At 41.6% G+C, this 24,402-nt stretch carries 27 protein-coding genes and 3 tRNA genes; 13 read left to right on the top strand and 17 right to left on the bottom strand.

Features of this window, described 5'->3' with window-relative positions:
* Positions 1–46 precede the first annotated feature (46 nt).
* The 9 genes from G0029_RS01100 to G0029_RS01060 form a co-directional block, all read right to left on the bottom strand.
* Positions 47–325: a hypothetical protein gene (locus G0029_RS01100; protein ID WP_078190480.1), complete on the bottom strand. Its 279-nt coding sequence runs from the start codon at positions 323–325 to the stop codon at positions 47–49.
* Positions 326–404: 79 nt separating this feature from the next.
* A complete protein-coding gene (locus tag G0029_RS01095; RefSeq protein WP_180106126.1) occupies positions 405–1,154 on the bottom strand; it encodes a hypothetical protein in 750 nt (249 codons plus the stop codon).
* Between the two features lie 192 nt (positions 1,155–1,346).
* Positions 1,347–1,874: a hypothetical protein gene (locus G0029_RS01090; protein WP_227591847.1), complete on the bottom strand. Its 528-nt coding sequence runs from the start codon at positions 1,872–1,874 to the stop codon at positions 1,347–1,349.
* 193 nt (positions 1,875–2,067) lie between these two features.
* Entirely contained in the window at positions 2,068–2,802 is a 735-nt protein-coding gene (locus tag G0029_RS01085; protein WP_180106124.1) for a class I SAM-dependent methyltransferase, read from the bottom strand.
* Positions 2,803–2,907: 105 nt separating this feature from the next.
* Positions 2,908–3,630 carry a hypothetical protein gene (locus G0029_RS01080; RefSeq protein ID WP_180106122.1) on the bottom strand — a complete coding sequence of 241 codons (723 nt, stop codon included), beginning with the start codon at positions 3,628–3,630 and terminating at the stop codon, positions 2,908–2,910.
* On the bottom strand, positions 3,630–4,079 hold the full coding sequence (locus tag G0029_RS01075; protein ID WP_180106120.1) for a hypothetical protein: 450 nt from the start codon (positions 4,077–4,079) through the stop codon (positions 3,630–3,632). The genes G0029_RS01080 and G0029_RS01075 overlap by 1 nt, the downstream gene beginning before the upstream one ends.
* A 157-nt stretch (positions 4,080–4,236) precedes the next feature.
* A tRNA-Phe gene (locus tag G0029_RS01070) sits at positions 4,237–4,312 on the bottom strand.
* Positions 4,313–4,449: 137 nt separating this feature from the next.
* Positions 4,450–4,525 (bottom strand) — tRNA-Phe (locus tag G0029_RS01065).
* A gap of 194 nt (positions 4,526–4,719) precedes the next feature.
* Positions 4,720–5,109, bottom strand: coding sequence for a GNAT family N-acetyltransferase (locus G0029_RS01060; RefSeq protein ID WP_078193146.1), 390 nt, complete (start codon positions 5,107–5,109; stop codon positions 4,720–4,722).
* 97 nt (positions 5,110–5,206) lie between these two features.
* On the opposite strand from G0029_RS01060, the gene hisB reads away from it, so the two are divergent.
* From hisB to G0029_RS01020, 8 genes are all read left to right on the top strand, one after another.
* Positions 5,207–5,800 carry an imidazoleglycerol-phosphate dehydratase HisB gene (hisB, locus tag G0029_RS01055; RefSeq protein ID WP_078190487.1) on the top strand — a complete coding sequence of 198 codons (594 nt, stop codon included), beginning with the start codon at positions 5,207–5,209 and terminating at the stop codon, positions 5,798–5,800.
* A complete protein-coding gene (hisH, locus tag G0029_RS01050) occupies positions 5,800–6,417 on the top strand; it encodes an imidazole glycerol phosphate synthase subunit HisH (RefSeq protein WP_180106118.1) in 618 nt (205 codons plus the stop codon). Before hisB ends, hisH begins: the two co-directional genes overlap by 1 nt.
* A 130-nt stretch (positions 6,418–6,547) precedes the next feature.
* Positions 6,548–7,057 (top strand): DUF805 domain-containing protein, encoded by a 510-nt coding sequence (locus G0029_RS18480; RefSeq protein WP_180009276.1) that lies wholly within the window; start codon positions 6,548–6,550, stop codon positions 7,055–7,057.
* Positions 7,058–7,285: 228 nt separating this feature from the next.
* Positions 7,286–7,759, top strand: a complete 474-nt coding sequence (locus tag G0029_RS01040; protein WP_180109644.1) for a DUF805 domain-containing protein — start codon at positions 7,286–7,288, stop codon at positions 7,757–7,759.
* A gap of 174 nt (positions 7,760–7,933) precedes the next feature.
* The gene (locus G0029_RS01035) at positions 7,934–8,599 is read left to right on the top strand and encodes a 3'-5' exonuclease (protein ID WP_180109643.1); all 666 of its coding nucleotides are present in this window, start codon (positions 7,934–7,936) and stop codon (positions 8,597–8,599) included.
* A 434-nt stretch (positions 8,600–9,033) separates the two neighbouring features.
* Positions 9,034–9,798 (top strand): hypothetical protein, encoded by a 765-nt coding sequence (locus G0029_RS01030; RefSeq protein ID WP_180109642.1) that lies wholly within the window; start codon positions 9,034–9,036, stop codon positions 9,796–9,798.
* Positions 9,799–9,991: 193 nt separating this feature from the next.
* The gene (gene hisA, locus G0029_RS01025) at positions 9,992–10,723 is read left to right on the top strand and encodes a 1-(5-phosphoribosyl)-5-[(5-phosphoribosylamino)methylideneamino]imidazole-4-carboxamide isomerase (protein ID WP_078190493.1); all 732 of its coding nucleotides are present in this window, start codon (positions 9,992–9,994) and stop codon (positions 10,721–10,723) included.
* A 68-nt stretch (positions 10,724–10,791) separates the two neighbouring features.
* Positions 10,792–11,679, top strand: coding sequence for a DMT family transporter (locus tag G0029_RS01020; RefSeq protein ID WP_180024922.1), 888 nt, complete (start codon positions 10,792–10,794; stop codon positions 11,677–11,679).
* A 90-nt stretch (positions 11,680–11,769) separates the two neighbouring features.
* Here G0029_RS01020 and G0029_RS01015 read toward each other — a convergent pair whose 3' ends face one another.
* Genes G0029_RS01015 through G0029_RS01005 form a run of 3 tightly spaced genes read right to left on the bottom strand, consistent with a single transcriptional unit; the run spans position 11,770 to position 13,806 of the window.
* Positions 11,770–12,162 (bottom strand): DUF4870 family protein, encoded by a 393-nt coding sequence (locus G0029_RS01015; RefSeq protein ID WP_168378990.1) that lies wholly within the window; start codon positions 12,160–12,162, stop codon positions 11,770–11,772.
* A gap of 39 nt (positions 12,163–12,201) precedes the next feature.
* Positions 12,202–12,828 carry a DUF1294 domain-containing protein gene (locus G0029_RS01010; protein WP_180010574.1) on the bottom strand — a complete coding sequence of 209 codons (627 nt, stop codon included), beginning with the start codon at positions 12,826–12,828 and terminating at the stop codon, positions 12,202–12,204.
* Between the two features lie 27 nt (positions 12,829–12,855).
* Positions 12,856–13,806: a homoserine kinase gene (locus tag G0029_RS01005; RefSeq protein WP_180106109.1), complete on the bottom strand. Its 951-nt coding sequence runs from the start codon at positions 13,804–13,806 to the stop codon at positions 12,856–12,858.
* A gap of 110 nt (positions 13,807–13,916) precedes the next feature.
* Between G0029_RS01005 and hisF the strand changes: the two genes are divergently transcribed.
* Entirely contained in the window at positions 13,917–14,678 is a 762-nt protein-coding gene (gene hisF / locus G0029_RS01000) for an imidazole glycerol phosphate synthase subunit HisF (RefSeq protein WP_320109244.1), read from the top strand.
* 374 nt (positions 14,679–15,052) lie between these two features.
* Here the strand turns inward: hisF and G0029_RS00995 are convergent, their stop codons facing one another.
* Positions 15,053–15,673 (bottom strand): hypothetical protein, encoded by a 621-nt coding sequence (locus G0029_RS00995; protein ID WP_180109641.1) that lies wholly within the window; start codon positions 15,671–15,673, stop codon positions 15,053–15,055.
* Positions 15,674–15,784: 111 nt separating this feature from the next.
* Between G0029_RS00995 and G0029_RS00990 the strand changes: the two genes are divergently transcribed.
* Together G0029_RS00990 and aqpZ are read left to right on the top strand one after the other, a co-directional pair.
* On the top strand, positions 15,785–16,795 hold the full coding sequence (locus G0029_RS00990; protein ID WP_180109640.1) for an AraC family transcriptional regulator: 1,011 nt from the start codon (positions 15,785–15,787) through the stop codon (positions 16,793–16,795).
* A 166-nt stretch (positions 16,796–16,961) separates the two neighbouring features.
* Positions 16,962–17,648: an aquaporin Z gene (gene aqpZ / locus G0029_RS00985; RefSeq protein ID WP_180035460.1), complete on the top strand. Its 687-nt coding sequence runs from the start codon at positions 16,962–16,964 to the stop codon at positions 17,646–17,648.
* A gap of 98 nt (positions 17,649–17,746) precedes the next feature.
* Here the strand turns inward: aqpZ and G0029_RS00980 are convergent, their stop codons facing one another.
* Both G0029_RS00980 and G0029_RS00975 read right to left on the bottom strand, forming a co-directional pair.
* On the bottom strand, positions 17,747–17,995 hold the full coding sequence (locus G0029_RS00980; RefSeq protein ID WP_078193158.1) for a hypothetical protein: 249 nt from the start codon (positions 17,993–17,995) through the stop codon (positions 17,747–17,749).
* 117 nt (positions 17,996–18,112) lie between these two features.
* Positions 18,113–19,201 (bottom strand): DNA/RNA non-specific endonuclease, encoded by a 1,089-nt coding sequence (locus G0029_RS00975; protein WP_180109639.1) that lies wholly within the window; start codon positions 19,199–19,201, stop codon positions 18,113–18,115.
* A gap of 263 nt (positions 19,202–19,464) precedes the next feature.
* Between G0029_RS00975 and G0029_RS18530 the strand changes: the two genes are divergently transcribed.
* Positions 19,465–20,181 carry a hypothetical protein gene (locus G0029_RS18530; RefSeq protein WP_180109638.1) on the top strand — a complete coding sequence of 239 codons (717 nt, stop codon included), beginning with the start codon at positions 19,465–19,467 and terminating at the stop codon, positions 20,179–20,181.
* 203 nt (positions 20,182–20,384) lie between these two features.
* Here the strand turns inward: G0029_RS18530 and G0029_RS00965 are convergent, their stop codons facing one another.
* Positions 20,385–22,265, bottom strand: a complete 1,881-nt coding sequence (locus G0029_RS00965; protein ID WP_078193161.1) for a potassium transporter Kup — start codon at positions 22,263–22,265, stop codon at positions 20,385–20,387.
* 122 nt (positions 22,266–22,387) lie between these two features.
* Here G0029_RS00965 and G0029_RS00960 point away from each other — a divergent pair.
* Positions 22,388–22,478: transfer RNA gene (locus G0029_RS00960), tRNA-Ser, on the top strand.
* A 345-nt stretch (positions 22,479–22,823) separates the two neighbouring features.
* On the opposite strand, the gene G0029_RS00955 is transcribed toward G0029_RS00960, so the two are convergent.
* Positions 22,824–24,386 carry a DNA cytosine methyltransferase gene (locus tag G0029_RS00955; protein WP_180108166.1) on the bottom strand — a complete coding sequence of 521 codons (1,563 nt, stop codon included), beginning with the start codon at positions 24,384–24,386 and terminating at the stop codon, positions 22,824–22,826.
* Between the last annotated feature and the right edge of the window lie 16 nt (positions 24,387–24,402).

The raw sequence follows: 24,402 nt of genomic DNA, 5'->3' as shown, positions 1-24,402 counted from the left end.
CATAACATATCTCGAAGCTGTGCTGAATAATTTGAATGAAAAGGACTTATTTTAATATTTGTAATTGTTCCATCAACCAAGCCATGTATTTGTCTTGATCCATAAAGTCAGGCGCCGTCCCTGTATCCAAACTATAAAATTGTTGATTAAATTCAATCACAATCTGTTCAGTCAGATGCCAATCTTCAATCATGCGAAAATACTGACTGAAGAAAAAACGGTTCTTGCCCCAATTGTTTAAACTTTCCAAACGTGGATATTGGCGGTTCGCGATAAAGTCGATATAGACCTGCTGAATATCATCAAAAATCTGAATAGCTCGCATGAGCATGGACCTCTATATGATGTAAAACCCTGCTATAAGCCACTTTATCGCGCAAATTTGAAAGAGTGATGACAGTCAGTTAAAGCTTTTGTTTCAACTCTGAACGGTTCTTTTGGCGAATCTCATCCATTTGCGCATTGAGCGCTAACATCTCTGTATAAAGCTGATTAAACTGCTTTAAAGGCGCATCTTCATAGAACATAAATAATTTATTTTTCTTTTCCCATTTATTGGCTTTCAGCACAGCAAAGAGCTCATCAGCCTTCGCCAAGCTTTGCTTTTCTAACTCAAATAAAGCATGCGACTCATCACTATCACGACTGTCTCTTAAACTCTGGGCAATTTGCTGACGAAACACCTGTTTGACCGCCAACTGTTTGGCCTGAGCTAAACCATTTTCCTCTTGCTGAGTGGTTTTTTGCTCATAAGCAGCGACCACAGCATGCACCTGTTGCAGCATTTGCTCAGTCTCTTGATATTGGTTTTTTTTATCTTGCAACAAGCGATCGATGTCGAGAAATTTATCCCAATTCAGTGCTTTAAGATCACGAATATATTGATTTCGCGCTTCTGCACGCTGCAGCATTTGGCTCAAAATAAAATCCGACATGATTTTATAATCACCCGTTAGCCGTGCATCTGTCACATTGAGTTGTATCGGCTCTTCCCAGTGCTGAGCTTGCTGAAAAATTTGCTCGGTCTTTTCACGCAAAACCGTTTCATAGGTCGAGAGTTGCACAGCTTCTTTTTGCTGTACTGAATATTGATAAAACATCCATCCAAAGACCAATACCGTAGCACTGGCCAAGACAACAAAGATACGCGGCATAATGAGCTCCGAATGCCCTTTTATTCAGTTTAACCAAAAGTTTGAAGGTTGACGATAAAATAGCCATGCTTTTTAAGAAGGCTATTTGAAAACATCAATGTCAATACACTTAAATTGCGCACGTCATCAAAACGAAAATTCATGGATAAAACATGAATTTTCGCCTTCAATTTGCTATAGAGATGTATTCGATTATGGGGTCTTGATCGGATTGGTATTTAACTGACGGTCAATATTGCCAAGATTGATTTGATCACGACTGATTTGCACATTGGTCGCATTTCGGTCTATCCCAAAGGGTTGCAACATAATATATAAACCATTGCGTGGGTCAGAAGACTGTAAACCTGCGGCAATATCTAAAACATGCTGCTGCATCAAAGGCGATAAATTCGACATATCAGGCACTGCTGTCGCAGGCAAGACATCTACATTTGATACAATTGTTGCATCGACACCTTTGTTTTGCGTATCGCGCTCAAGTTGCATCACCCGTTGCTGTAAAGCTTTACGGCGATCCACCTGCTCTTGATACTCAACAATGCCCGTCTCTGCACGCATTTCACGCTCTGCCATAATGGTTAAAGCAGGCATCTGAATAGCTTGTTGTTCGGTATCCTCAGCTTTTGTAGTGGCTTTTTCCGCAGCCAAAGTACTCATAGCCGTCATTGCTGCGCTAACAAAAACCAAAACGGAAACAGATTTAGGGAGATTCATCATGTTCATTCCGAGAGATTTAAAAATAGAAAATTGAAAAAATTTACACTGCCATTATTGTACAACAATTAATCAATTTACTAGATTTAAGCCCGACAAACGGCAGGAGAGTACGACCTATTTAAACCTCACGTTGCTCATTCTAGACTTAAGATATCATCCTTTATCTATCTATATTGCGGCTGCTTTTTCTTTTTTATACTGCTCCAATTCTTAACAGCACAGGAAATGACAAAGCAAACTCTTGCTGCGGATGACGGCTAAAGAAGTCATGCAAAGCTGCACACGGTTGATGTGTTGGATATTGTTTTTGGTAGTGTTTTAACCCAGACCACGTTTGCAAATAGTCCAAAATTTGCTGTGCACTCCACCTATAATTTAAAAACAGCTGAGGTGTCGCTAACTCCTGAAATGGAAACGGAATACTGCGATATTCTTCGTCGATGTAACGACGTTCAACATCCCAATAGCCTTTTAAGGTGACAAAATACAGATCCTGTAAAAGCTGGTTCAATTCCGCATGTTCAAATTGAATCAGACCATAGCCCACAATGGCGATGTGACCTTGGGGTTTCAAAACGCGTCGTACTTCTGCATAAAAGGCAGCAAAATCGAACCAATGAATCGCTTGCGCAACTGTGATTAAATCCGCTGAATGGTCAGCAAGCGGACAATGTTCTGCGCTAGCTTGCTCATAACGTACATTGTCTAAATTGGGTGCTTGTGCCAATTGTTCGGCACTCAGATCTGTCGCTAAAACCTGTTGAAAATAGGACGCCAAACCTTTGGTAAATTGACCTGAACCTGCACCACAGTCCCATGCCAGTTCACGCACGGCAACATGCTGCAAGATGCTATCGACGACTTCAGCAGAATAACTTGGACGTGATTGTTGATACAGCGCACTCCCTGTAGAGAAAAGGTCTTTCATTGTAAAAATTCATTATTTATTTTTTTATCAGTTTAATCGAATTTTTAGGGTCGGAAACTAGCACTTAAGTCCTAGCTTCAGCGATAAAATTTGAGCTTCAAATATTTACTCAATCACGTGCTGTATATAAAAACTGGTCTGTGCAATCGGGCTTAATTGATCATTCATTTGATAATATTTCACATCATAGTGCCCTGGCTTCCAGCCAGCGACAGGACTAAAACTGACCCAATTCTGTTCACGCTGAGCACTAATCCGTTGAGGCATAAAAAACAGCACTTCTCCAGTAGATTGATCGCTCCAACGTACAAAAACCTGCTCACTATTCGGAGTTTTTCCTAAAGTATCAAAGTGAGCAAACAACTGCTGTTCTGCATAAATGTCACGCGGCAGTACATTTTCAACCCCGTATTCTTGTTGTGCCATAACCGTGGCTCGTCCACTCATAGGCTCATGAGGATTATTTTTTGCATCAACAAATTCGCGTACAAGATGCTTTGCAAATTCGCGTTTGTTTTTTATTGCCGATAAATCATAGCTAGGAAAGGCTTGTTTTAAATATTGGTCCAACTGTTGTGGTGTCGCCTGATCAATGACGGCATTCACCTGAGTCATTTGATTTTTGAGTTGCTGTTGTAATTCGATATTATTTTCAGACTGCTCAGGTATATTCTGCTGAAAATTTTGAATAAACCTAGTCCCTGTCTGATCTCTATTACTTTCTATAACTGTAGGATCATCAGATACAGTATTAGACGGGGCTATTAAATAGCCCAATCCCAAACAGACGAGGCCAATCAACATTGGCACAATGAATTTCATCAGCATTAATTACAGGTAATCGTTTCAGTCACGTTATTCGCCAGCGTGATTTTCAGACTTCCATTTGTAAATAATGCCCCCTGATTCACTTCTTCTTTAGTTCGATTACTGCCTGACAATAATCTTAATCCTTCTGATGTACAGATTCCTGTCTGGATATCATTTGTTAGCTTTAATACACAGCCTGCTGTTGTCACTTTATGGGTTTTTGCTACAGGTTGAGTACATATTGCCGTGATCACATTGGTAGACGGTGTTTTAAGATCACACGCTGAACAATCTCGACTTGCACTACCGCATGCATTTGCTGCTTTTTCACTGTGGCAAATATAGGTTTGAGTACCAAAAGTAAATTCTTTTTCATATGATGAATTAAAACTCCCACTGCTTCCACCGCCACATGCTGTTAATACAGCGCTTGTAATTATGGTTAAAGCCATTAACATTTTTTTCATATGCATTGTCATACCTTTTATTTTTAAAAATTTTTTTTAACTATCAGTCAAATTATATTCGGTAGATTGTAGCAGTTAAATTGTGTAAATGATAAACAACCGAAAAAACAACAGGCAAAAAAAAACCTCAAACAATGGTTTGAGGTTTTTTCGAATATGGTGGCGAGACCCAGGATCGAACTGGGGACACACGGATTTTCAATCCGTTGCTCTACCTACTGAGCTATCACGCCGATGCGGTGTATTAAGCCGTATCTTAGTTAATTAGTCAATCATATTTATAAAAATATTTTTTGTATGCATATTTTTTAGGCAAAAAAAATCCCTGATGGGATCAGGGATTGATAAACTGAAAAATCAGTTTTGAATATGGTGGCGAGACCCAGGATCGAACTGGGGACACACGGATTTTCAATCCGTTGCTCTACCTACTGAGCTATCACGCCGATGGGGCGTATTAAACAATTTAAGCTGTATGCCGTCAAGCATAAGCATGGGCTTTTTTCTCAAATGTTTATTTTTAAATCAACATTTCACACTAATCGCTTACTTTTTGTCTTATTTACATTTAAGTCTGAGTCAATTTAATTATTCAGACGAAAAAAAGACAGCACGGAGACTGTCTTTTAAAAATTGAACTTTACTCAACTACGTCAATTTTACCAATGTGTGCTAAACAACGATGAATCGCGCCACAACCTGGCTCGAAAGTTTTCACCCCTTTTTCTTCCTCCATACGTGTCGCTTCACTCACTAGACGTTCTGCAACACCACGCCCACGATTTGCTGGGTGTACCACAATATATTCAAGGGTTTTGCTTTCACCTTGGCCTGTACACCAAATCGCGCCAATCAATTTTGTATTAAATTCTGCAGTATAAACTAAGGTATACTGAGCTAAGTTCTGCTCAAGTTGTTCAATCGCATCGGAACCGTCGCTAAACTCAGGGCTGGTGTCATACAGTCGCTCAAGCTGGCTGCGCACTTCATCATTTTCCAAAGAAGTATAGGCATGTACGGTAATAGGCATTGATAAACCCTCCTGAGCAATCTAATATGCGGTGACTTTTCGTCACAGCGAAAATATTTTTACATCAATCATTTTGACGTATTTGAGGAACGTGTCTATGACAGATCGTATCAGTGAAGTGGTAAGAAACACCAACGAAACCAAAATTCGAGTTCGTGTGAATCTTGATGGTACTGGTCAAGGCACTTTAAACACTGGTGTTCCATTTTTAGATCATATGATTGATCAAATCAAGCGACATGGTCTGTTTGATATTGATATTCATTGTGATGGCGATCTTGAAATTGACGATCATCATACCGTAGAAGACTGTGGGATTACACTTGGCCAAGCCTTTGCTCAAGCATTAGGCAATAAAAAAGGTTTACGTCGCTACGGTCACTTCTATGCGCCGCTGGATGAATCACTGAGTCGTGTTGTGGTTGATTTATCTGGCCGTCCGGGTCTTTGGATGGATATTCCATTCACTCGCGCACGCATCGGGACTTTTGATGTGGATCTTTTCTCTGAATTTTTCCAAGGTTTTGTGAACCATGCGTTAATGACGCTGCACATCGACAACCTAAAAGGCAAAAACAGCCACCACCAAATTGAAAGCGTATTTAAAGCCTTTGCCCGTGCATTACGTATGGCGTGTGAAGTTGACCCGCGTGCCGAAAATACTGTTGCGTCTACCAAAGGAACATTGTAATGACCCGTATTGCCCTTCTTGACTATGGCATGGGAAATCTTCACTCAGCAGCAAAAGCCCTCGAACACGTGGGTGCAACTGTTGATGTCACCAATGATCCTAAGTTGATTGCACAAGCAGATAAAATTGTGTTCCCCGGTGTGGGAGCAATGCGTGACTGTATGCAAGGCATGCATGATGCAGGCATTGATGAAGTGGTCCGTAAAGCGGCATTTAATAAACCTGTGCTTGCGATCTGTGTCGGTATGCAAGCCCTAATGCAGCATTCCGAAGAAAATGGCGGTGCAGATGCATTGGGTATTTTTGAAGGTTCGGTTAAACGCTTCCCTGATGTAGAGGGATTAAAAGTACCGCACATGGGCTGGAACCAAGTGCATCAGGCAGACCCTAGCCATCCGATGTGGAAAAACATTGAGCAAGATGCACGTTTCTATTTCGTACATAGCTTCTATGTAGAGCCGCAAGACTCAAGCATTGTCGCTGCTACCTGTGACTATGGTTTGGAATTTTGTACCGCAATTTACAAGGAAAACTTGTTTGCGACACAATTTCACCCAGAAAAAAGTCATACAGCCGGCCTGCAATTGCTGAAAAACTTTGTGGAATGGGATATTTAAAATTCCTTCACCGCAAAAAAGCCCGCTCCTTGCGGGCTTTTTTGTACTGTTTATTTTTCATCCTTTTATTTTCTACATATTCATTTTAGAATTTGCCTACTTATAAAAATACCAAAGCCTAGGAATAATAATGAATACATTCACATCTGACTCACCGACCCAAGCCAGTGGCCGCTTTAGCCGGCGCGCATATCTTGCATGGAATCTACTTCTCGGCATTATTTTTACACTAATTGCTGTTGTGGTCGGCCTGCTCATACCCGGTGCGCAAAATGCGTTGACTGAGGGTGCAATGTCGACGCCACTCATGATTATTTTCTTTATCATGTATGCCATCGTCATTTATTACAGCGTCATTTTCTTAATCCGTCGTTTACATGACCGAGACCATTCTGGATGGCTTGCACTGCTGATCTTAGTTCCTGTAGTGAATATATTATTTGCGCTCTATGTGTTATTTGCACCGGGTAATAGCGGTAGTAATAGCTTTGGACAACCACGCCCGACCAAAGGTTGGGAAACAGTGCTGGCTGTTTTGTATATCGTGGTGTTTATAGTCGGGATACTTGCTGCGATCATGATTCCGTCTTACCAAAACTATGTGATCCGCTCTCAGCAAACCACGATTCAACAACAATAATGATAAATCATTAAATGCCGCCTAGATCGCTCTAAACAGCAATACATCTACTCAAACAAGCTCACACATGTGGGCTTTTTTTGTACTTTACCTTTATAATCAACGCGCTTTTTATGTTCAGGATCAAATCCTGTACTTTTTCACATTTTTATGTCGTTTTTAGCTCAATTTTTGCGGTTAAAAATGAATGATAACTATACTTTTTACGATAATTTAAGATCATTTAATATGAATAATTCACCCAATATAAACTCTGGTTGGAACCGTGACGGTCGTTTTAATCGCATGTCTTTTATCGGTTGGAATGTCTTCTATGGCCTCATGCTGAGCATATTGATGCTACTGATCGTCAGCATGATGCCCAATACCCTCAATGCCCTAATAGCTCATGCTGAAAATCCAATGACGCAAGTGATTGGATTGATCCTAAATATTTTAATGCTGATCCCTTTGATGATTTTTTCAGTGCGTCGTTTGCATGACTTTAATCTCTCAGGCTGGTTTGCACTCTTAGAGCTGATTCCGTTGCTCAATATCGTCATGTGCATTGCGCTGATGCTCATCCCAGGGTCTGCAAATGCCAATCAATATGGCGAGCCACGTGCATCCAAAACATGGGAGGTGGTTCTCGCCTTTCTCTTTATCGGTTTATTCTTACTGATCTTGGTAAATGTATTATTTACTGCGCGTTTTCTGTTTTAAGTTACTGTCTTTAAACCTCTTGGTCACTGTGTTTAAGTGCCCTCGTCACTGTCATAGCAACGCGCTATGACAGGCAGGTGAGTCAATGGCTCATGCTCAACGCCACATCTCGGTATTTGCATTTCCCTACTAAACGCTCTAGGCTGCAACAACAAGCCTTTGAATTGAATCACAATGACTGATGCTCTACTGACACCTATTTTGCCAACAAAAGAACAGATTAAAGATTTTCCATTGTTCCAAAATTTAGTGCCAGAGCAGATCCATGTCATTCACAATGCCGAACAATGCCAACACTGGTCCGATGAATTACAGACAACTGCCTTATTCGGTTTCGACTCTGAATCTAAGCCGACTTTTCGTAAAGGTGAGGTCTCTACCGGCCCACATTTAATCCAACTCGCGACGGCGCAACAGGCATGGTTGTTTCAAATGAACGAATGCACTTGGGATTTTTTAAGACCAATCTTGAGTAATCGTGATCAAATTAAAGTGGGTTTTGGCTTAAAAAATGATGCGCATTTATTTCGTAAAAAAGGCATCCAACTGAATAGTGTCTTGGAACTCTCCAAGTGCTTTGCTTCTTTTGGCTTAACCCAACCCGTCGGTTTAAAAAATGCCATGGCACTGCTTTTTCGTGTGAATTTTCCAAAATCTAAATCGGTCAGCACCTCGAATTGGGCCAAAAAGCGCTTAAATCCAGAACAAATTCGTTATGCCGCTGCCGATGCCTATGCCCCTGTTTTGGTCTTTGAAGAATTATTACAACGTGGCTTATTACCTAAAACCATTCCCAATACGTCTCTCAAACTAAGAATTCGTCCGCACATGAAATTTTAAATCCTTAATTATTTTAATGATTTAATTTATATTCAGCGATGTAACCGCTCTGTAACTGGATATTGCCCCAATCTATGGCATGACCAAGTGCAAAGATCGGCTGAAGAGTGCCAATGAATTTGCAGTTTATTTGCACTAGAGATTTAAACAGTACCTTATTGCCTTAAAAATAGTCACAACACAGTCTAAAAACAATAAAATCGCACCTTTTAAGTACATTTATATCTTTGATTTAACTCATTTTAATTACATTAATATACATTTATATTTTTATTCAGCTAAGGTTTTGATCTCTCTGGGGTTTTCTAGCAGAATTACATGATTTATCTCATTCTTTCTATACTTTCATAATTTGTTTTCATCAATCTCCTTTTGCTAAAACAAGTCTGCCAAATACATAACACATCATAATTTAAAAGCTTGGAGAACCTGACATGTTGAACTTATTTACAGGAAAAATCAGCGGTGTACTCAGCCTGACTTTACAAGGGATCAGTAAAGCGGTTGGACTGGTTTTAAATACTGTTTTGGATACAGTAGACAGCGTATTAGAGACCGTAAGTAGCTTAACAGCGCCCTTAACGGATGCACTGACTGAGCTTCCGCTCATTGGTGGGACCATCGAAAAAGTACTCGCGGTTGAAAATCAGTTGGTCGGCACCTTAGGTGATGGCTTACATGCGGTAGCCGATCAACTAGCGACAGGTGATCTTCTCGGCGGTGTACAAACCGCTCTCAATGGCGTAACTGGTGTGGTCGGCCAAACCGTGACGGAAGTTGCAGGTTTGGTTGATCATCTCAGTGGCGTGGCTGCACCAATCACAGATGTACTTTCTGACCTGCCATTGCTGGGCGGTCTATTGGATGCAGTAGGCGAAAGTACGGGGAATTTAACAGGCTTGTTGGCTGAAACGGGCGACTATGTAGCCAGTATTGATCCTAGCGAATTATTAACATCCGTCCTGAATGATCCTTTAGCAAGTATGGGTAGTGTCGTGCAAGATGTTTCAGGCACTTTAGATGCCTTACTGGATGACATTGTACCGATTACATCGATTGCCACTGAACTCCCTGTGGTCGGTGATCTCGTTCAGGTGGTCGGTGAAAGTACCACAGCCCTCAATCAAGGCTTATACGATGTCGGTAGCTTACTTCAATCCGTAAACATCGATTTATTACAAACAACCGCTTATGTTTAATGACTAAAAACACTAATACACAGCGCATTTTTATAGACCAAGAATAAAATCCAATCCTCTATTTGCAATAGCCTGACACATGTCAGGCTTTTTTAATTCATCAATTCTGATATTAGCATTTAGTGAATAGCCGTTTATTTGATAAGATTAGGTACAAATTCATTCTTAATTTGATTGAGCAAGGAGCGAAAGCATGCTGATCATCCCTGCAATTGACCTGAAAGATGGCAAATGTGTCCGTTTAAAACAAGGTCGTATGGAAGACGATACCGTATTTTCTGACGATCCAGTGGCAACTGCACAGCATTGGGTAAATGAAGGCGCGCGTCGCTTACATTTGGTAGATTTAAACGGTGCTTTCGCTGGTACACCGATTCATAAGCCTGTGGTTGAAGCGATTGCTAAAGCACAGCCTGAATTACCAATTCAAATTGGTGGTGGTATCCGCTCTCTTGAAACCATTGAACACTACCTTGATGCAGGCGTATCGTTTGTCATCATTGGTACAAAAGCGGTAAAAGAGCCTGAATTTGTTGAAGAAGCGTGCAAAAAATTTGCAGGCCATATCATTGTCGGTATCGATGCCATGAACGGCATGGTAGCAACGGATGGTTGGGCAAATGTCACTGATGTGAAAGCTACTGATTTGGCAAAACGCTTTGCAGATGCCGGCGTATCGAGCATCGTCTACACCGACATCGCACGTGATGGCATGATGCAAGGTGTGAACGTTGAACAAACCGTAAACCTTGCAACATATTCAGGCTTACCTGTTATTGCATCGGGTGGCGTGACTAACCTTGACGACGTACGTAACTTAAAAGGCCAACCGGGCATTTTAGGTGCGATTACTGGTCGTGCAATTTATGAAGGGACATTGAACCTTCGTGAAGCTCAATTACTGCTTGATCAACAAAGCTTATAATTTGCCCGAGCAGAAAAGAGGTCTTCGGGCCTCTTTTTTATTTCTCCTCTTTGAACATTCAAATACACATGCCAACCGTACAATCTGCTTGGAAAGCCAAGTTTCCGCAGCTCGCACTCATCCTGATTACCATGATTTGGGGCGCCAGTTTTATCACCGTGCAATACGGTTTAAATTTTAGCAGTCCCGTTCTGTTTGTCGGTCTACGTTTTGCCGCAGCAACACTGGCTGTGAGTCTGTTATCGCTCAAATATCTTAGACATTTTTCTCAATATGATGTCATTGCGGGCGCAAGTATTGGCGCGGTGATTGCGATCGGCTATGCGACGCAAACGGTCGGCTTGCAAAGTATCAGCAGCAGCGAATCGGCCTTTTTAACTGCGCTGTATGTGCCGCTGGTTCCGATTTTTATGTGGCTGTGTTTTCGGCATAAACCACATCTGATGACATGGCTAGGTGTAAGTTTGGCTTTTGTCGGTTTGGTCTTTTTAACTGGTAATGGTTTTGGGGCTATTCAGCTCAATTTTGGACAAATCATTACGTTGCTCGGGTCAATTACCATTGCCTTTGAAATTATCTTGATCAGTTATTTTGCACCCCGCGTCAATCTACGCAGAGTGACGGTTCTACAATTGGCATTTGCTTCACTGTTCTGTTTTTGCTTTGCTCCACTGGTAGGTGAAACCACATTGCCCAAATTTGAATGGCCATTAATCGCTGTACTGTGCGGATTGGGGCTGGCCAGCGCCGTGATTCAACTGGTGATGAACTGGGCGCAGCGTATGGTTGATCCTGCACAGGCGGCAATCATCTATGCAGGTGAACCGGTTTGGGCCGCAATCATTGGGCGGCTTGCGGGTGAACGCTTAACACCGCTCGCTCTCATTGGTGGACTGTGTGTAGTGCTTGGTGTGATTGTGAGTGAATGGCGGCCGAAATGGTTAAAGAAACGCTAATTTCTGCATCCTCTATTAGATCAAAAAAGCGACTCATACGGTCGCTTTTTTGATGCTAAGATTTTTATTCCAAAAAGTTCTGAACTCGCATTACTCATACATCGGTCGGTTGTCATTGACACGAATTAAACCTTTAATCGCGCGGTACACAATCCATAACCAAGACAGTCCGATTACCGTGACGCAGAAGGTACTCGCTCCCAGTGCTACACCTGCAAAAGCATTGGCATTATTGCCGGTAAAGAACAGAAAAATAAAAGGCACGAAAGCAATGATGTTCCAAATGAGATACCACCAAAACGTACGGATCTGCCAAGTGAAATGGCTTTCAAAAATCGTACCGCGGACGTCACTGCGTTTGACGTAATTGATAATCAGCGCGAGGACCGCAAGCAAGCCGGCAGAAAAAATCGCCACAATATAAAGAATATACAAAATAATCGTGAGCAGGCGGTTTGGATCTTTATCAATAGAATAATTCATTTCGCTCTCCGTCATGATGATTTTGCGGATCATTCCACCCTAAATATGCAGGATATTAAATGGTGAAATCAGCCATAAAATCAGTAATATGTTAAAAGCTATGGTACAGAAATATATTTTTCGAAATGGTTGTTTTTGTGTTTTATGCCGCAAACGTTGCTGAGCCAGCCATGCCGCCGGCCACCCACCTAAAAAAGACAAAAGATGCAGTGTATTTTCTGGCACACGTCGGTTCCCCATTTGCGCAGCTTCTTTATCTTGAGCATAGAACCAATAGGTCAGGACATTAATAATACTCACAAAAAGCAGCACCATGCCACTGAGTAAACCCGCCACAGATAAGCCCGCCAAGGCTAGGATATACACAATGCACAAGATTTGCATCGGCTGTGCCTGACGCGGCATCTGCACCACATTTTTTTTATTGGGGCGTTGTGTAGCTTTGGTTTGTGAGGCTTTTAAATAATGCACTTGCTGCGCACGAAAGCGTCCGCGTTCGTCTAAGATCACAGCATAATCCAACGCGCAGCCCACGATTGGTCGTGGGCCGGGACGGGAAAAGTCTTTGATGTGCAAAAATACGCGATCTTTGGTGCTATCGTTCGGTTGAATGAAGCCGTAGCCTTTGTCATCAAACCATTCTACTAAGCGTCCTTGATCACGCATGCTTTTCCCTCTCGTTGTTTTTAAAATTTATGCTGTGACGAATTTTAATCGTTCAATCAGCATATTACGCATTTCAGCAGGGTTTTTCTGCAAAATATCATCCCCTGTACGGCCTTCTGCCGCATTTTTCTGTGCCACCTGTAAACGCATCATCCAGAAGCGACCCGCCGCCATCGCCAAATATAACTCTAGGCATGATTTTTCATCTGCGGTTAATGGACGCACGCTTTCATAGGCATTTAAAAAGGCAATGGCTTTGTCTTCATTCAAATGTACATCCGGATATTCAGTACAAAAGTCATTTAAAGTAATAGCAATATCAAACAAGAGTTCGTCTTTATTTAACTCATAAAAGTCTAAAATGCCGTTGAGTTGATCGCCTTCAAATAGAGTATTGTCACGGAACAGATCAGAATGAATAAAACCGGTAGGACGGTCTGGATACATCGCCGTTAAGATGTCATATAAGCCCAACAGATTGTTAAGTAACGTGGTATCAGCTTCATTTAATGTTGGACGTATATTACGTGAAACTTGTAACCAATAAGCATGATCACGATATTCTGCACGTTCCAAAGGGAAATCTTGTAAAGCCACATGCATTTTCGCTTGGGCTACAGCAATCGCTTCTGCTTGCGCTAAGCTCGCAGGCATGGGATGTTGACCTTGCATGCGTGGCGCAATCTGTGCAGGTTTATCCTTTAAGCTATGAATCGCTTTACCCGAATGATTCAGTGGTACAGGCACAGCTAGACCAGCCTGCCCCAAGTGTTCGAGTACAGGCACCAATTCCCCTGCACCTTGCTCGTCCATCTCTTCAAAAACGGTTAATACATACTGCGTGCCATTTTCGCAAACAATAAAATAGTTGGTATTTTGAATACCGCCTTGAATCGGAATCAGGTCAATCACCTCCAGTCCATAAGGTGCTGCAAAATCCTGAACTTCCTTTAAAGTCAAAGTGGTATAAACCGACATAGAAAACCTGCGAAAAAACTTACATATTTTTGATAGAATAACCGCTCCGACTACTAAGGTGTAGCATCTAAGTCGCGAAGTTTCATAATCGGCTGTTATTTTTGGAAAAAATTATGCTTGCTAAACGTATTATTCCTTGCCTCGACGTGGACAACGGTCGTGTAGTGAAAGGTGTTCAATTTCTTGATATTCGTGATGCAGGCGATCCAGTTGAAGTTGCACGCCGTTATAACGAACAAGGTGCGGACGAAATTACCTTCTTAGACATTACCGCAACCTCAAATGGTCGTGATACTACTTACCGTACAGTAGAGCGTATGGCTGAGTCTGTATTTGTGCCATTAACAGTCGGTGGTGGCGTGCGTAAAGTAGAAGATATCCGCCTGTTATTAAATGCTGGTGCGGACAAAGTTTCGATTAACTCTGCGGCTATTTATAATCCTGAATTTGTACAAGAAGCCTCTCAGCGTTTTGGCGCACAGTGTATTGTGGTTGCTATTGATGCGAAAAAAACCGGCGATAATAAATGGGAAATTTTCACCCACGGTGGTCGTAAAGAAACCGGTATCGATGCCATCGAATGGGCAGTAAAAATGGCGGACTTCGGTGCAGGTGAATTACTCATCACATCGATGGATGCTGATGGAACCAAAGCTGGTTATGACATTGAACTGATGCGTAATATTAATGACCGTGTGACCATTCCAACCATTGCTTCTGGTGGTGTCGGTAATCTACAACATTTGGCCGATGGTATTTTAAAAGGCGGTGCAGATGCGGTGCTTGCAGCCTCTATTTTCCACTTTGGTCAACACACCATTCCTGAAGCGAAAAAATATCTAGCAGAACAAGGCATTGAAATGCGCCTTTAATTGATTCATTTTCAATGAAGATTGAAGAAGAGCGATGATTCGCTCTTTTTTTGCCTTGTTGCTTTGATGCCACGTCATTGACGTTGTAGCAGAGCATCGTCCATAAAATTCATTTACTATAGACATAAAAAAAGGAGCCTTGTCGGCTCCTATAAACCAAGAAAAACTACAGCACTTGGTCTGATACTTAAAACAAATGAAAAAATATACATAGCAACTTCATCAATCAACTCGTCGTGTACAAGCCTTTTGATGATTTAAATATAGGGCATTTGCACTGCATTTGATTGACAGTAGATTCATAATTTATTGACAAATTGCGACAATTCAATTGAATGGCAACGCTTGTTGTCAAAACGCACAGTGCATTCATATTAGACCGTTTCAAGAAGTGCAGCTGGCTTTTCACGCTCAGCGACCCACTTTGCAGGAAATACCCGATTCACCCAGTGTGACATTGGCTTGGCAATCGCTGTCGGTAGTAGCACACCCAGTGGATTCTGTTCCTGTAATTTCGCCGAGGAGATCACCCGAGTCCCTAAAATATAATCAAACCACGGCTTAGTCACACACCAATTGGCATCCTGATTTGAATTCATATGGTGGTCATAGTGCCATGGAATCTTTTTCATCGCCCACTCTGGCTCAAGATGTGCGCGACGATGGATATAATAATAATTCCCTGCACAATACAGTACCGACAAACTCATTCCTTTGGAAATAGGATAAAACAGCGGGACAAATACGGCTGAAACTGCCACCAGTGACAATATTTCATTTTTCGTGCGCCAGTTCTGTACACCTTCAACATAGCCATGATCATGAAAATCTGTTTTTCGAACTTCACGATGATGTTCCCAATGTGATTTCATGCTTTTCGGTACTGGACTAAAACGTGGCTTGCCTGACCGATGTGTCCCATGCAAAACATATTTATGTGCGAACCATTCAAAGGCATTGGCGACGACCAACCCTGCAATAAAACCTTTTAACATGACCAATATCTCCTTTTCTTAGCTCCACTATAGGTAATGAAAAGGGCTAGATATTGACCGTTTTTTTTAATATTATTGACAAAACACGACAAAATTTAGAATTAAAAAAATATGCAACAACTCAAGGACTATACAGGATCGGTCTATGGAGGACTCGGCCATTTGCTCTATGCTTATCACCAAGCTCAAGGCATTGCTATTCCTGAAAAATTGAATAAAGTTCAAAACTTAGAGCGTTTTGATTATGCCGTTTGGCGTGATTTATTGATGGATTTAGATCAAAAGATCCAAAAGCCGGCGCTGGGTTTAGAAATTGCAGAACATGTGCAACCCAAACATATTGGCATTATTGCGTATATTGCTCTGTCCTGTGAAAACTTGGGCGAAGCACTGCTCCGCTACCATGATTTTCATCGCTTAATCTTCGATGGCAGTCCATTGCTGATTGATATTCAAAATGATTTTTTCTCTATCGGTTGGAATGATTTACCCATGAATATGGCCAATCAATTGACCGATGAAATTGCGATTGCGTTAATGCTGCAGTTTCTAAAATTATTCATGCGTTTTGAAGATATCAATTTACACGAAGTACATTTTCATAATCCTGCACCAAAAAATGTCGCTCAATATGAACAATATTTTCGCTGCAAAGTTCGTTTTTCCCAAGAAAAGTCGAAGGTTATTGTTCCCATTCAAGAACTGTCTCGTCCCTTTTCCCAAGGCGATCAGACCTTACAAAAACTGTTGATGCAACAGGCACAGTCTTTATTGGAAAAGCTGCCGAATACCACGCAAATCGACCAACGCTTACAGCAAGCCATCTTAATGGGTTTGCAAAAAAATCAGTTCCAAATTGAACATGTCGCTACGCAACTGAATCTGTCCGTCCGACAATTACAACGCCATTTACAACAACAAGGCAGCACCTATCAGCAACGTATGCAGGAAGTCCGCTGCATGATGGCAGAAGAATTTTTAAGAGACCCGCATTTAAGTTTGCAAGAAATTGCGTTACTGCTGGGTTATTCAGAACAGAGTGCGTTTCAACGTGCGTTTAAACAATGGCGAAACTTAACCCCACAGCAATGGCGCTTATCGCAAATTGAAGCAGCAAGTTAAAAATGTGACACAGTTATCATTTTAAATGTTGTGATTTTCCGCAAAATCCATTAAATCTATGCATATTCAATAAATGAATAAAACAACACTTCACAACTAGATTGCACTCATGCTGAGTGAAAGATTGAAAATCTATTCCAAATGACAAAAACAAATGGAGTTTTAAATGAATAAATATTTAGCAGAACTGATTGGTACGTTTTGGCTGGTCTTTGGTGGTTGTGGTAGTGCGGTCTTGGCTGCGGCCTTTCCTGAACTTGGCATTGGCTTCGCTGGCGTAGCACTGGCCTTCGGTTTAACGGTATTAACGGCTGCTTATGCGCTGGGTCATATCTCAGGGGGACATTTTAACCCTGCCGTGAGTATCGGATTGTGGGCTGGCGGTCGTTTTGAAGCGAAAGAACTGGCTCCATATATTATTTCTCAATTGCTGGGTGCAACCCTCGCCGCATTTATTCTATTCATCATTGTGCAAGGTCAGGCCGGATTTACCGGCGTCGGCGGTTTTGCCACCAATGGCTATGATGAATTATCTCCGGGCAAATACTCTATGCTCTCAGCCTTAATCATTGAAATTGTGCTGACGGCTGGCTTTCTGATTGTGATCATGGGAGCAACGGATAAACGTGCCCCTGCTGGATTTGCCCCAATTGCGATCGGTCTTGCGCTTACATTGATCCATCTCATAAGCATTCCCGTCACCAATACTTCAGTCAACCCAGCGCGTAGTATGGGTGTCGCATTCTTTGCTGAAACTGCTGCGCTGTCACAAGTTTGGCTGTTTTGGGTAGCCCCAATCATTGGCGCAGTGATTGGTGCGGTCATCTATAAACTGATGGCAAAAGACGCATAAATAGAAAAATACGCCACAAAAAAAGCTCACAACCTGTGAGCTTTTTTTCATTCATCCCGAATTGAGCATTGCGTCCTTCGACAGCCGATGACACAGCATTAAAGAAATGGATTTTCCACTTCGTTGTCTTCACCGCCCTGCGCTATTTTTTCAGCTAAGTTAGTTTCTGCCTCAAGCGTGGTCACCACATCATTGAAAAATGCCTGTAAAGCTTTCGCTGCAGCTAAACCAGCTTGGTCTTTCGTCACCTGTAAGTTGCCATAAATATTAATTCGATCTTGGCCATTTTCTAGTGTTAAGTCATGAATTGCATGCGACGCTGTATCATTTTCAAATGCTTTAAACATGTTGGATATCCTTCTTTTTTGTTGTAGTGATGCAGCAATAGAAATACGTGAAAAAGATTTCAACTGCAAGCAATGATCCTCTTCATCGCTCGCAGTTCAACGCTATTATCTGCTTGATTATTTCAAAATTTGTAGCAGATATTGCAAAATTTCTTCAATCAATTGTTTGACCAAGGCATCTTGATTGTTGTCATTTTCACTGCTTGCCATGGATGTCTCTCCCACAGAACCACCACTCGATTTAAACTCTTTTTGCAAACTTAAAATCTTGTCTTCTGCGACATCTGCAGCACACTGGCTTTCAGCATCCCAATGCAAATAAGCGATGTCTTGATTTGCTTTGACTTGGGTGGCTTTGAGTGGCAAACGGTAGGTATTACGCTTTTGGTCTTCGGTTAATTCTGGAAAGAAATTAATTCCAGTCAGTTCTTCTAGCGCACAAATACTCATGACTTTGACTGTCGGTGCCGTATCACGCAAGGTATTGTCTGCATAGTACACGCCTGCAACACCTTTTTTCGGCAAATAGATCGCCTTATAAGTAGCGGTCGGCACGATGACCCCTTGTCCGATGGTTTTTAATTTTTTCGCACTATATACCGGCCCCGTTACCACATAGACATCTTGCTTTTGTTTGGTCACTATCGCCCGTGTGGCTTCTTCTAACTCACGCCACACTTGCTGATTATTTTTGGGAGCTTGCGGCACCATATTGGCCAAAGAAAAACTGTCTAACTGCGCAGCTTTATTGGGCATATCGGCATTTGGCGCCATGTGTCCACGGTCATAGCCTGAAGATTTATAGTCTGAAAGCAAAGCCCGATATTCAGACGGCACGCGAGTCTCTTCATGAAAGTTATCTTCACGCGGAATTTTTTGACTCAGGCGTGCGGGGGTTAATGCTTCTGCAACCCAAAGCGGTGTCTTGGATATCCCTGAATACATGACATTAAAGCCATTAAAACACAGTGGAAAACTGTTTTTATGTAGGCTTTCACGGACCAAATAAGGTGGCACTTCACGATAAAATTGGTCCAAACAGGCGCTATTTGAAGTGCTGCTCATAGAAACAAGTTGTTGAATTTTTTCTTGCCCGAAAGCAATAGCAAAGCTTCCTGTTGCCACCAGACCCAACAGCACTTTTATGCCATTTTGCCCAAATAACTGTGAAAACGGATTTGCTGAATTGCGTTTCTTTTTGACCATGACTTACAACAATGACTTCTAAAAGGACTATTTTTCCGCAGCTTAGCAAGGGTGCAAATTTTAGTACACTTTTCTTTTTTAATTTGCTTAACAATCACACAAATATTGTTTAACAAAGCAGCAGTTGATGTAACTTTATGTCGCAGTTGTGCAGTTCTTTATAGGAGGTCATGAAGCAGTTGCGTATGTTTCATTGAATTCGCCTCAAGAATTATGACAAGGTAAAAATACGAAAAATTGCGATAAAAATATACGGAGTGATTATGCATTCTAAAATTTTAGGTTTAGGTTTAATTTCAGGTTTAATGAGCGCAGCAGCATTTGCAGAACCGCCGATTCAACCCGGTGATACATTAGAAAGCTTATCTAGAGTCAAAATTGTGACCACCGTGAATGGTCAACCTGGTTCCATTCAGGACTTAGTTTCAAGTGGCCAAGTTCAATTGGTTGAAGCTCCTGCCGGACAAGTCAATGCCGCTGCAACAGAACAGCCATTAAACCCTGAACAGGCTCAGGCAAACCAAATCGATCCGAATGCCCCTGCAGTCCCTGCAAATGCTGAACAAGCCGTGACTGAAGCGGAAAATGCACTCGCAAATGAACAACAAAGTGTAGCTGCTGCACCTACAGAGCAGTCCGTTCCAACTGAACAAACGGCAGTGGCCAATACACCTGAAGCCGTGATAACTGAAGCACCTGTGGAAACAGCACAGCAAGCACCTGAAGCCGTAGCAACGGATGCCAATGCTGCACCCGTCATTGCCTCTTCTGCAGAAGCGCCAGTGAATGCCGATAGCGCATCGGCTGCATTGCCTGAAGCTCCTCAAGCACAACAAGATGCTTTTATGGCAGCACCTGAAACTCAAAGTGCAAATCCTGCAGATGCATCAATTCAAGCCAACCCAGAAGCACCTGTTGCTGACGAAGCCATCCAAGCTGCGCCTGAAGCCTCTGCAGATGTAGACGCGACAATCAACTAATCAGCGTATTTTCAAGGATGAAATAACGCAACATCTTCATTCTGTTGTTTTGCTCGCATACTCCTCCCAGGAAAAAGCAACAGAATGATCTCTATGTCTTTGGACTAAAAAAGTTTAATTATTACAGATAAAAAAAAGCCAGAATTGATCTGGCTTTTTCGTGTCTAACTTTTAAATCTATGCCTAAAAGTTCAATCTAAGTCTTAAATTTCAATCTGACTGCCCAACTCAACCACACGGTTGGTTGGAATTTGATAAAAATCGCTGACTGGACTGGTATTTCGCTGCATAGAGATAAACAGCTTTTCTCGCCAAGGTGCCATGCCTTCACCCAAGGTATGAATAATACGGTCTCTGGAAATAAAGAAACTGATTTGCATAAGATCAAATTCAAAGCCCAATTCACGATACGCATGCTCCAAAGCGGCAGGAATATTCGGCTGATCTTTAAACCCATAAAACATCGTGATTCGATAGAATCGATCATCTAGTTTTTCCGTGATCACCCGCTCATTTTCGGGTACAAATGGCACATCTCGGGTGTTGACCGTAACCATAATATTGCGTTCATGCAGGACTTTATTGTGCTTGATATTATGCAACATGGCATGAGGCACGATCTCAGGCGTTCCAGTTAAGAATACCGCATCACCTGGAACAAACTTGGTTTCACTGCCCATGCTGACACTGCGAATAAACAGGTCAATAGGCAAGGCATCTTTACCGAGTCGATTGAGCACCAATGCCCGACCATCTTTCCACGTCATTAAAATCGTAAACAATACCGCACCAATCAGGATTGGAACCCAACCGCCCGCTGCAATTTTTAATGATGTCGATGCAACAAAAATCAAATCAATCAATAAAAATGGAACTGCAAAAATCGCCACTTTCCAAACCGGCCAACGCCATAAACCATAAGCTAAAACTGAGATCAAAATCGTACCGCAGAGCATGGTCATGGTCACAGCTACGCCGTACGCACTGGCCAAATTCGCACTGTTTTCAAACAGCAAGATCAAGATCAGCACCGAGATAAACAATGCCCAGTTAATAAATGGCAAATAAATCTGACCACGTTCAACTTCAGAGGTATGTTTCACTGTCAAACGCGGCAAATAACGCAATTGAATCGCCTGATTGACCATAGAGAATACCCCTGTGATCACCGCTTGAGAGGCAATCACCGCGGCCGCTGTTGCCAAAGCAATCATTGGATACAATGCCCATTCAGGAATCAGCATATAGAATGGATTGGCTAAAGCTTCAGGATTACGCAGTAGCAAAGCACCTTGACCCGCATAGTTCAACAGCAAGCACGGCATCACCACAATAAACCATGCCAAGCGGATTGGGAGTCGGCCAAAATGCCCCATATCGGCATAGATTGCCTCACCACCTGTCATCGTCAAGATGACCGCACCCATGGTCAAGAATGCAACATAGGGCTGCTGTACCACAAAATTGAAAGCCCAATGCGGACTGATCATGGTCAACACAAATGGCGTTTGCGAAATACTCCATAGTCCAAAACCACCAATGGATAAAAACCACATAAGCGTCAAGGGACCAAAGAATTTACCCATCGTGCCTGTGCCATGGCGTTGCACTAAAAATAGCCCCGCCAAAATACCGATCGATAAGGGTTGCAGCCATTGGTTAAACATCGGCGTCGCAATACTTAAGCCTTCAATCGCAGATAACACAGAGATTGCGGGGGTAATGATCCCATCACCAAAGAACAAAGATGCCCCAATAAAGCCAAGGGCAATCAGGTAAATTTTTTTGTTTTCGGCAATTCGTGTGGTTCGTAGATTCAAGGCCAACAGCGACATAATGCCGCCCTCGCCATTGTTATCTGCGCGCATGATGATGCTGACGTATTTAAAACTAATCGTCAGCATGATGCACCAGAAAATCAGGGACAGAATACCCAGCACAGACGCTTCGCTAATCGCCAAGTGTGCTGTGAGGAAACATTGGCGCAGCGCATATAACGGGCTCGTCCCAATGTCTCCGAATACTACGCCCAAAGCTGCCAAGGTGATGGCAGGCAATGCGGCTTTTTGTGCAGTACTTTGCATATAATTGTCTTCAATTTAGACAGGATTTTTGCGAATCATAGCACCGCTCAAGATGTTTTTGTCTAATTCAATTGTTTCTCTTGGCAGAATATATTTTTTTCGCTATTATCCACCGCGCAAAAGGTGAAGTGTCCGAGTGGCTGAAGGAGCACGCCTGGAAAGTGTGTAAACGTTTATAGCGTTTCGAGGGTTCGAATCCCTCTTTCACCGCCAAATCGAAAAGAACTGCAATCCAAAGCAGTAGCAAAAGGCTTGAATCAACAAGGATTTAAGCCTTTTTTACGCCTGTACATTACAGCACAGTCCAGTAGTATCCCGACATATTTGTCGGTACTTTTGACGGTATCTGCTCGCAGATGACTATAATAGGGAGTGAGTCAGGTTTTTCCTGAAATTTATACCGTCAAATGAGCGAAGTCCTACAGATTCTAACAATTGCGGTATGGAGAGCATTCATAAAAATTGCAAGTCAACAAAAGTTCTTATAGTTTATTTTTGACCACAACTTATCTAAAACTTAACACAAAATGGTGGGCACAAGTACCACCATTTTATCAACTATTCTTGATTATATAAATTGATTAAGTGCTTTATCGATTGACCTAGGGCATATCCCAGCAACGGCGGAACAGCATTCCCAACTTGCGTGTATTGAGGCACTTCAAACTTACGCATTTGCCCCCCAGTTGTTACTTTGGATAGAAACTTAAAGTTATCCGGGAAAGATTGTATACGAGCCATTTCACGTACTGTAAGCGTTCTCAAATCACTATAATGACAAGCATCATCCGGAATAGACAAAGCTGCTGGAGCTGGTTGATTAGGAAGTAAAGCTTTTTGTGTTTGCTTTTTAGTTTGATGATCTTTTAAATAATTTAATAATGTACTTCGATCCTCAAATCTAATGAGCTTACTTTCTTCATTTAAAAATTCTAGCGGTAAAATTTCATTAACGGCCTTTTCTGATAAAGAGTCACTATTACCCTTTAAGACTTGTTGAACTTCCTTTTTCACGTCTTTTGAAACTAAGTTCAAGTTTTGGTAAAGCTTGAAACGTTTTTGTACATGGATTCCATTTGCTCGTAATTCGTAATTACTTAATGCTTCAGGTAATCCCAATAACGGATTAAAAAGCTTGTCCAATTCATGAACATATTTAGATTGATTTAATTTAGCCGTTACAGATAAATCCTGAATGGCATCTTGGACTGAAAATTCTCTCCCTTTGAATCTAACTAAAGGCTTTAGAAATGAAGCTTCAAAAAATGCGGTATCATTATCTACATCATAATAGTTTAAATGGCCATACTCTAATTCAGGATTAGCTTTTACTTTTTCAAAAAAATTGAAGCTTCTCAAAAATGCTTCTTTTTCAACACTACTTAAGCGATTTTCAATTTTCTTATAAACATCTTCACGTACACCTAACAAGATAAATCTTGGGCGATTTTGAGCAACACCAGCGTATTTAGCATTCACATGCAGGCAAAGCGGTACATAGTTAATTCCAGCAAAGGCTTTAGCAACTTCATACCAAGCATAAAACTGCCCTTTTTCAGTATTAAAGGCTCTTAAAATCCCTGTTACGTTTTCTAAAAGCACGAATTTAGGTTTTGTATGATCAACAAATTTAGCAAACTCCCAAGGCAATGTATTCCTTTCATTACCTAATTGGCGTAAACCTGCCATGCTGAAACTTTGACATGGAGGACCGCCAGACACTAGATCCAATCCATTAGGCAGACCATTGTCTTGAATTTGCTGAAGTAATTGCGGGCTTTGTTCTAAAAGATTATTTAAATCAACAATACTACCTACTAACAGTTTCTTATTTAGATTTGAACTTTCATCAATATCACTAAAACCCCCTTCTGCTATCGTTGGGTATGTTTTAGGATTCTCACGTAATCGTTTGTTTATTTCTTCTTTGGAAAAGTTAGAATTTATCCATAACGTATGCTGCGGATAACCTTTACCATCTAAATTCTCATTAAAAAAATTATATGCGAATGTTTCTGAAGCCATTGGAGACAATTCATTTGCCATAACCAAATTATAGCCTGAAGCTTCAAGACCTAAAGATAAACCACCACAACCGGCAAATAGCTCGATATAGTTCAAAATATACTCATATAAT

This window comes from Acinetobacter sp. YH12138, from assembly GCF_015218525.1.
Taxonomy (GTDB): domain Bacteria; phylum Pseudomonadota; class Gammaproteobacteria; order Pseudomonadales; family Moraxellaceae; genus Acinetobacter; species Acinetobacter amyesii.
Note: the sequence above shows the minus strand (reverse complement) of the source record. Positions and strands in the feature narration are given on the sequence as shown.

Excerpts from the sequence above, each read along its gene's own strand:
- G0029_RS01100 (WP_078190480.1), bottom strand. The coding sequence starts at position 325 with ATGCGAGCTATTCAGATTTTTGATGATATTCAGCAGGTCTATATCGAC.
- G0029_RS01095 (WP_180106126.1), bottom strand. The coding sequence starts at position 1,154 with ATGCCGCGTATCTTTGTTGTCTTGGCCAGTGCTACGGTATTGGTCTTT.
- G0029_RS01090 (WP_227591847.1), bottom strand. The coding sequence starts at position 1,874 with ATGATGAATCTCCCTAAATCTGTTTCCGTTTTGGTTTTTGTTAGCGCA.
- G0029_RS01085 (WP_180106124.1), bottom strand. The coding sequence starts at position 2,802 with ATGAAAGACCTTTTCTCTACAGGGAGTGCGCTGTATCAACAATCACGT.
- G0029_RS01080 (WP_180106122.1), bottom strand. The coding sequence starts at position 3,630 with ATGCTGATGAAATTCATTGTGCCAATGTTGATTGGCCTCGTCTGTTTG.
- G0029_RS01075 (WP_180106120.1), bottom strand. The coding sequence starts at position 4,079 with ATGAAAAAAATGTTAATGGCTTTAACCATAATTACAAGCGCTGTATTA.
- G0029_RS01060 (WP_078193146.1), bottom strand. The coding sequence starts at position 5,109 with ATGCCTATTACCGTACATGCCTATACTTCTTTGGAAAATGATGAAGTG.
- hisB (WP_078190487.1), top strand. The coding sequence starts at position 5,207 with ATGACAGATCGTATCAGTGAAGTGGTAAGAAACACCAACGAAACCAAA.
- hisH (WP_180106118.1), top strand. The coding sequence starts at position 5,800 with ATGACCCGTATTGCCCTTCTTGACTATGGCATGGGAAATCTTCACTCA.
- G0029_RS18480 (WP_180009276.1), top strand. The coding sequence starts at position 6,548 with ATGAATACATTCACATCTGACTCACCGACCCAAGCCAGTGGCCGCTTT.
- G0029_RS01040 (WP_180109644.1), top strand. The coding sequence starts at position 7,286 with ATGAATAATTCACCCAATATAAACTCTGGTTGGAACCGTGACGGTCGT.
- G0029_RS01035 (WP_180109643.1), top strand. The coding sequence starts at position 7,934 with ATGACTGATGCTCTACTGACACCTATTTTGCCAACAAAAGAACAGATT.
- G0029_RS01030 (WP_180109642.1), top strand. The coding sequence starts at position 9,034 with ATGTTGAACTTATTTACAGGAAAAATCAGCGGTGTACTCAGCCTGACT.
- hisA (WP_078190493.1), top strand. The coding sequence starts at position 9,992 with ATGCTGATCATCCCTGCAATTGACCTGAAAGATGGCAAATGTGTCCGT.
- G0029_RS01020 (WP_180024922.1), top strand. The coding sequence starts at position 10,792 with ATGCCAACCGTACAATCTGCTTGGAAAGCCAAGTTTCCGCAGCTCGCA.
- G0029_RS01015 (WP_168378990.1), bottom strand. The coding sequence starts at position 12,162 with ATGAATTATTCTATTGATAAAGATCCAAACCGCCTGCTCACGATTATT.
- G0029_RS01010 (WP_180010574.1), bottom strand. The coding sequence starts at position 12,828 with ATGCGTGATCAAGGACGCTTAGTAGAATGGTTTGATGACAAAGGCTAC.
- G0029_RS01005 (WP_180106109.1), bottom strand. The coding sequence starts at position 13,806 with ATGTCGGTTTATACCACTTTGACTTTAAAGGAAGTTCAGGATTTTGCA.
- G0029_RS00995 (WP_180109641.1), bottom strand. The coding sequence starts at position 15,673 with ATGTTAAAAGGTTTTATTGCAGGGTTGGTCGTCGCCAATGCCTTTGAA.
- G0029_RS00990 (WP_180109640.1), top strand. The coding sequence starts at position 15,785 with ATGCAACAACTCAAGGACTATACAGGATCGGTCTATGGAGGACTCGGC.
- aqpZ (WP_180035460.1), top strand. The coding sequence starts at position 16,962 with ATGAATAAATATTTAGCAGAACTGATTGGTACGTTTTGGCTGGTCTTT.
- G0029_RS00980 (WP_078193158.1), bottom strand. The coding sequence starts at position 17,995 with ATGTTTAAAGCATTTGAAAATGATACAGCGTCGCATGCAATTCATGAC.
- G0029_RS00975 (WP_180109639.1), bottom strand. The coding sequence starts at position 19,201 with ATGGTCAAAAAGAAACGCAATTCAGCAAATCCGTTTTCACAGTTATTT.
- G0029_RS18530 (WP_180109638.1), top strand. The coding sequence starts at position 19,465 with ATGCATTCTAAAATTTTAGGTTTAGGTTTAATTTCAGGTTTAATGAGC.
- G0029_RS00965 (WP_078193161.1), bottom strand. The coding sequence starts at position 22,265 with ATGCAAAGTACTGCACAAAAAGCCGCATTGCCTGCCATCACCTTGGCA.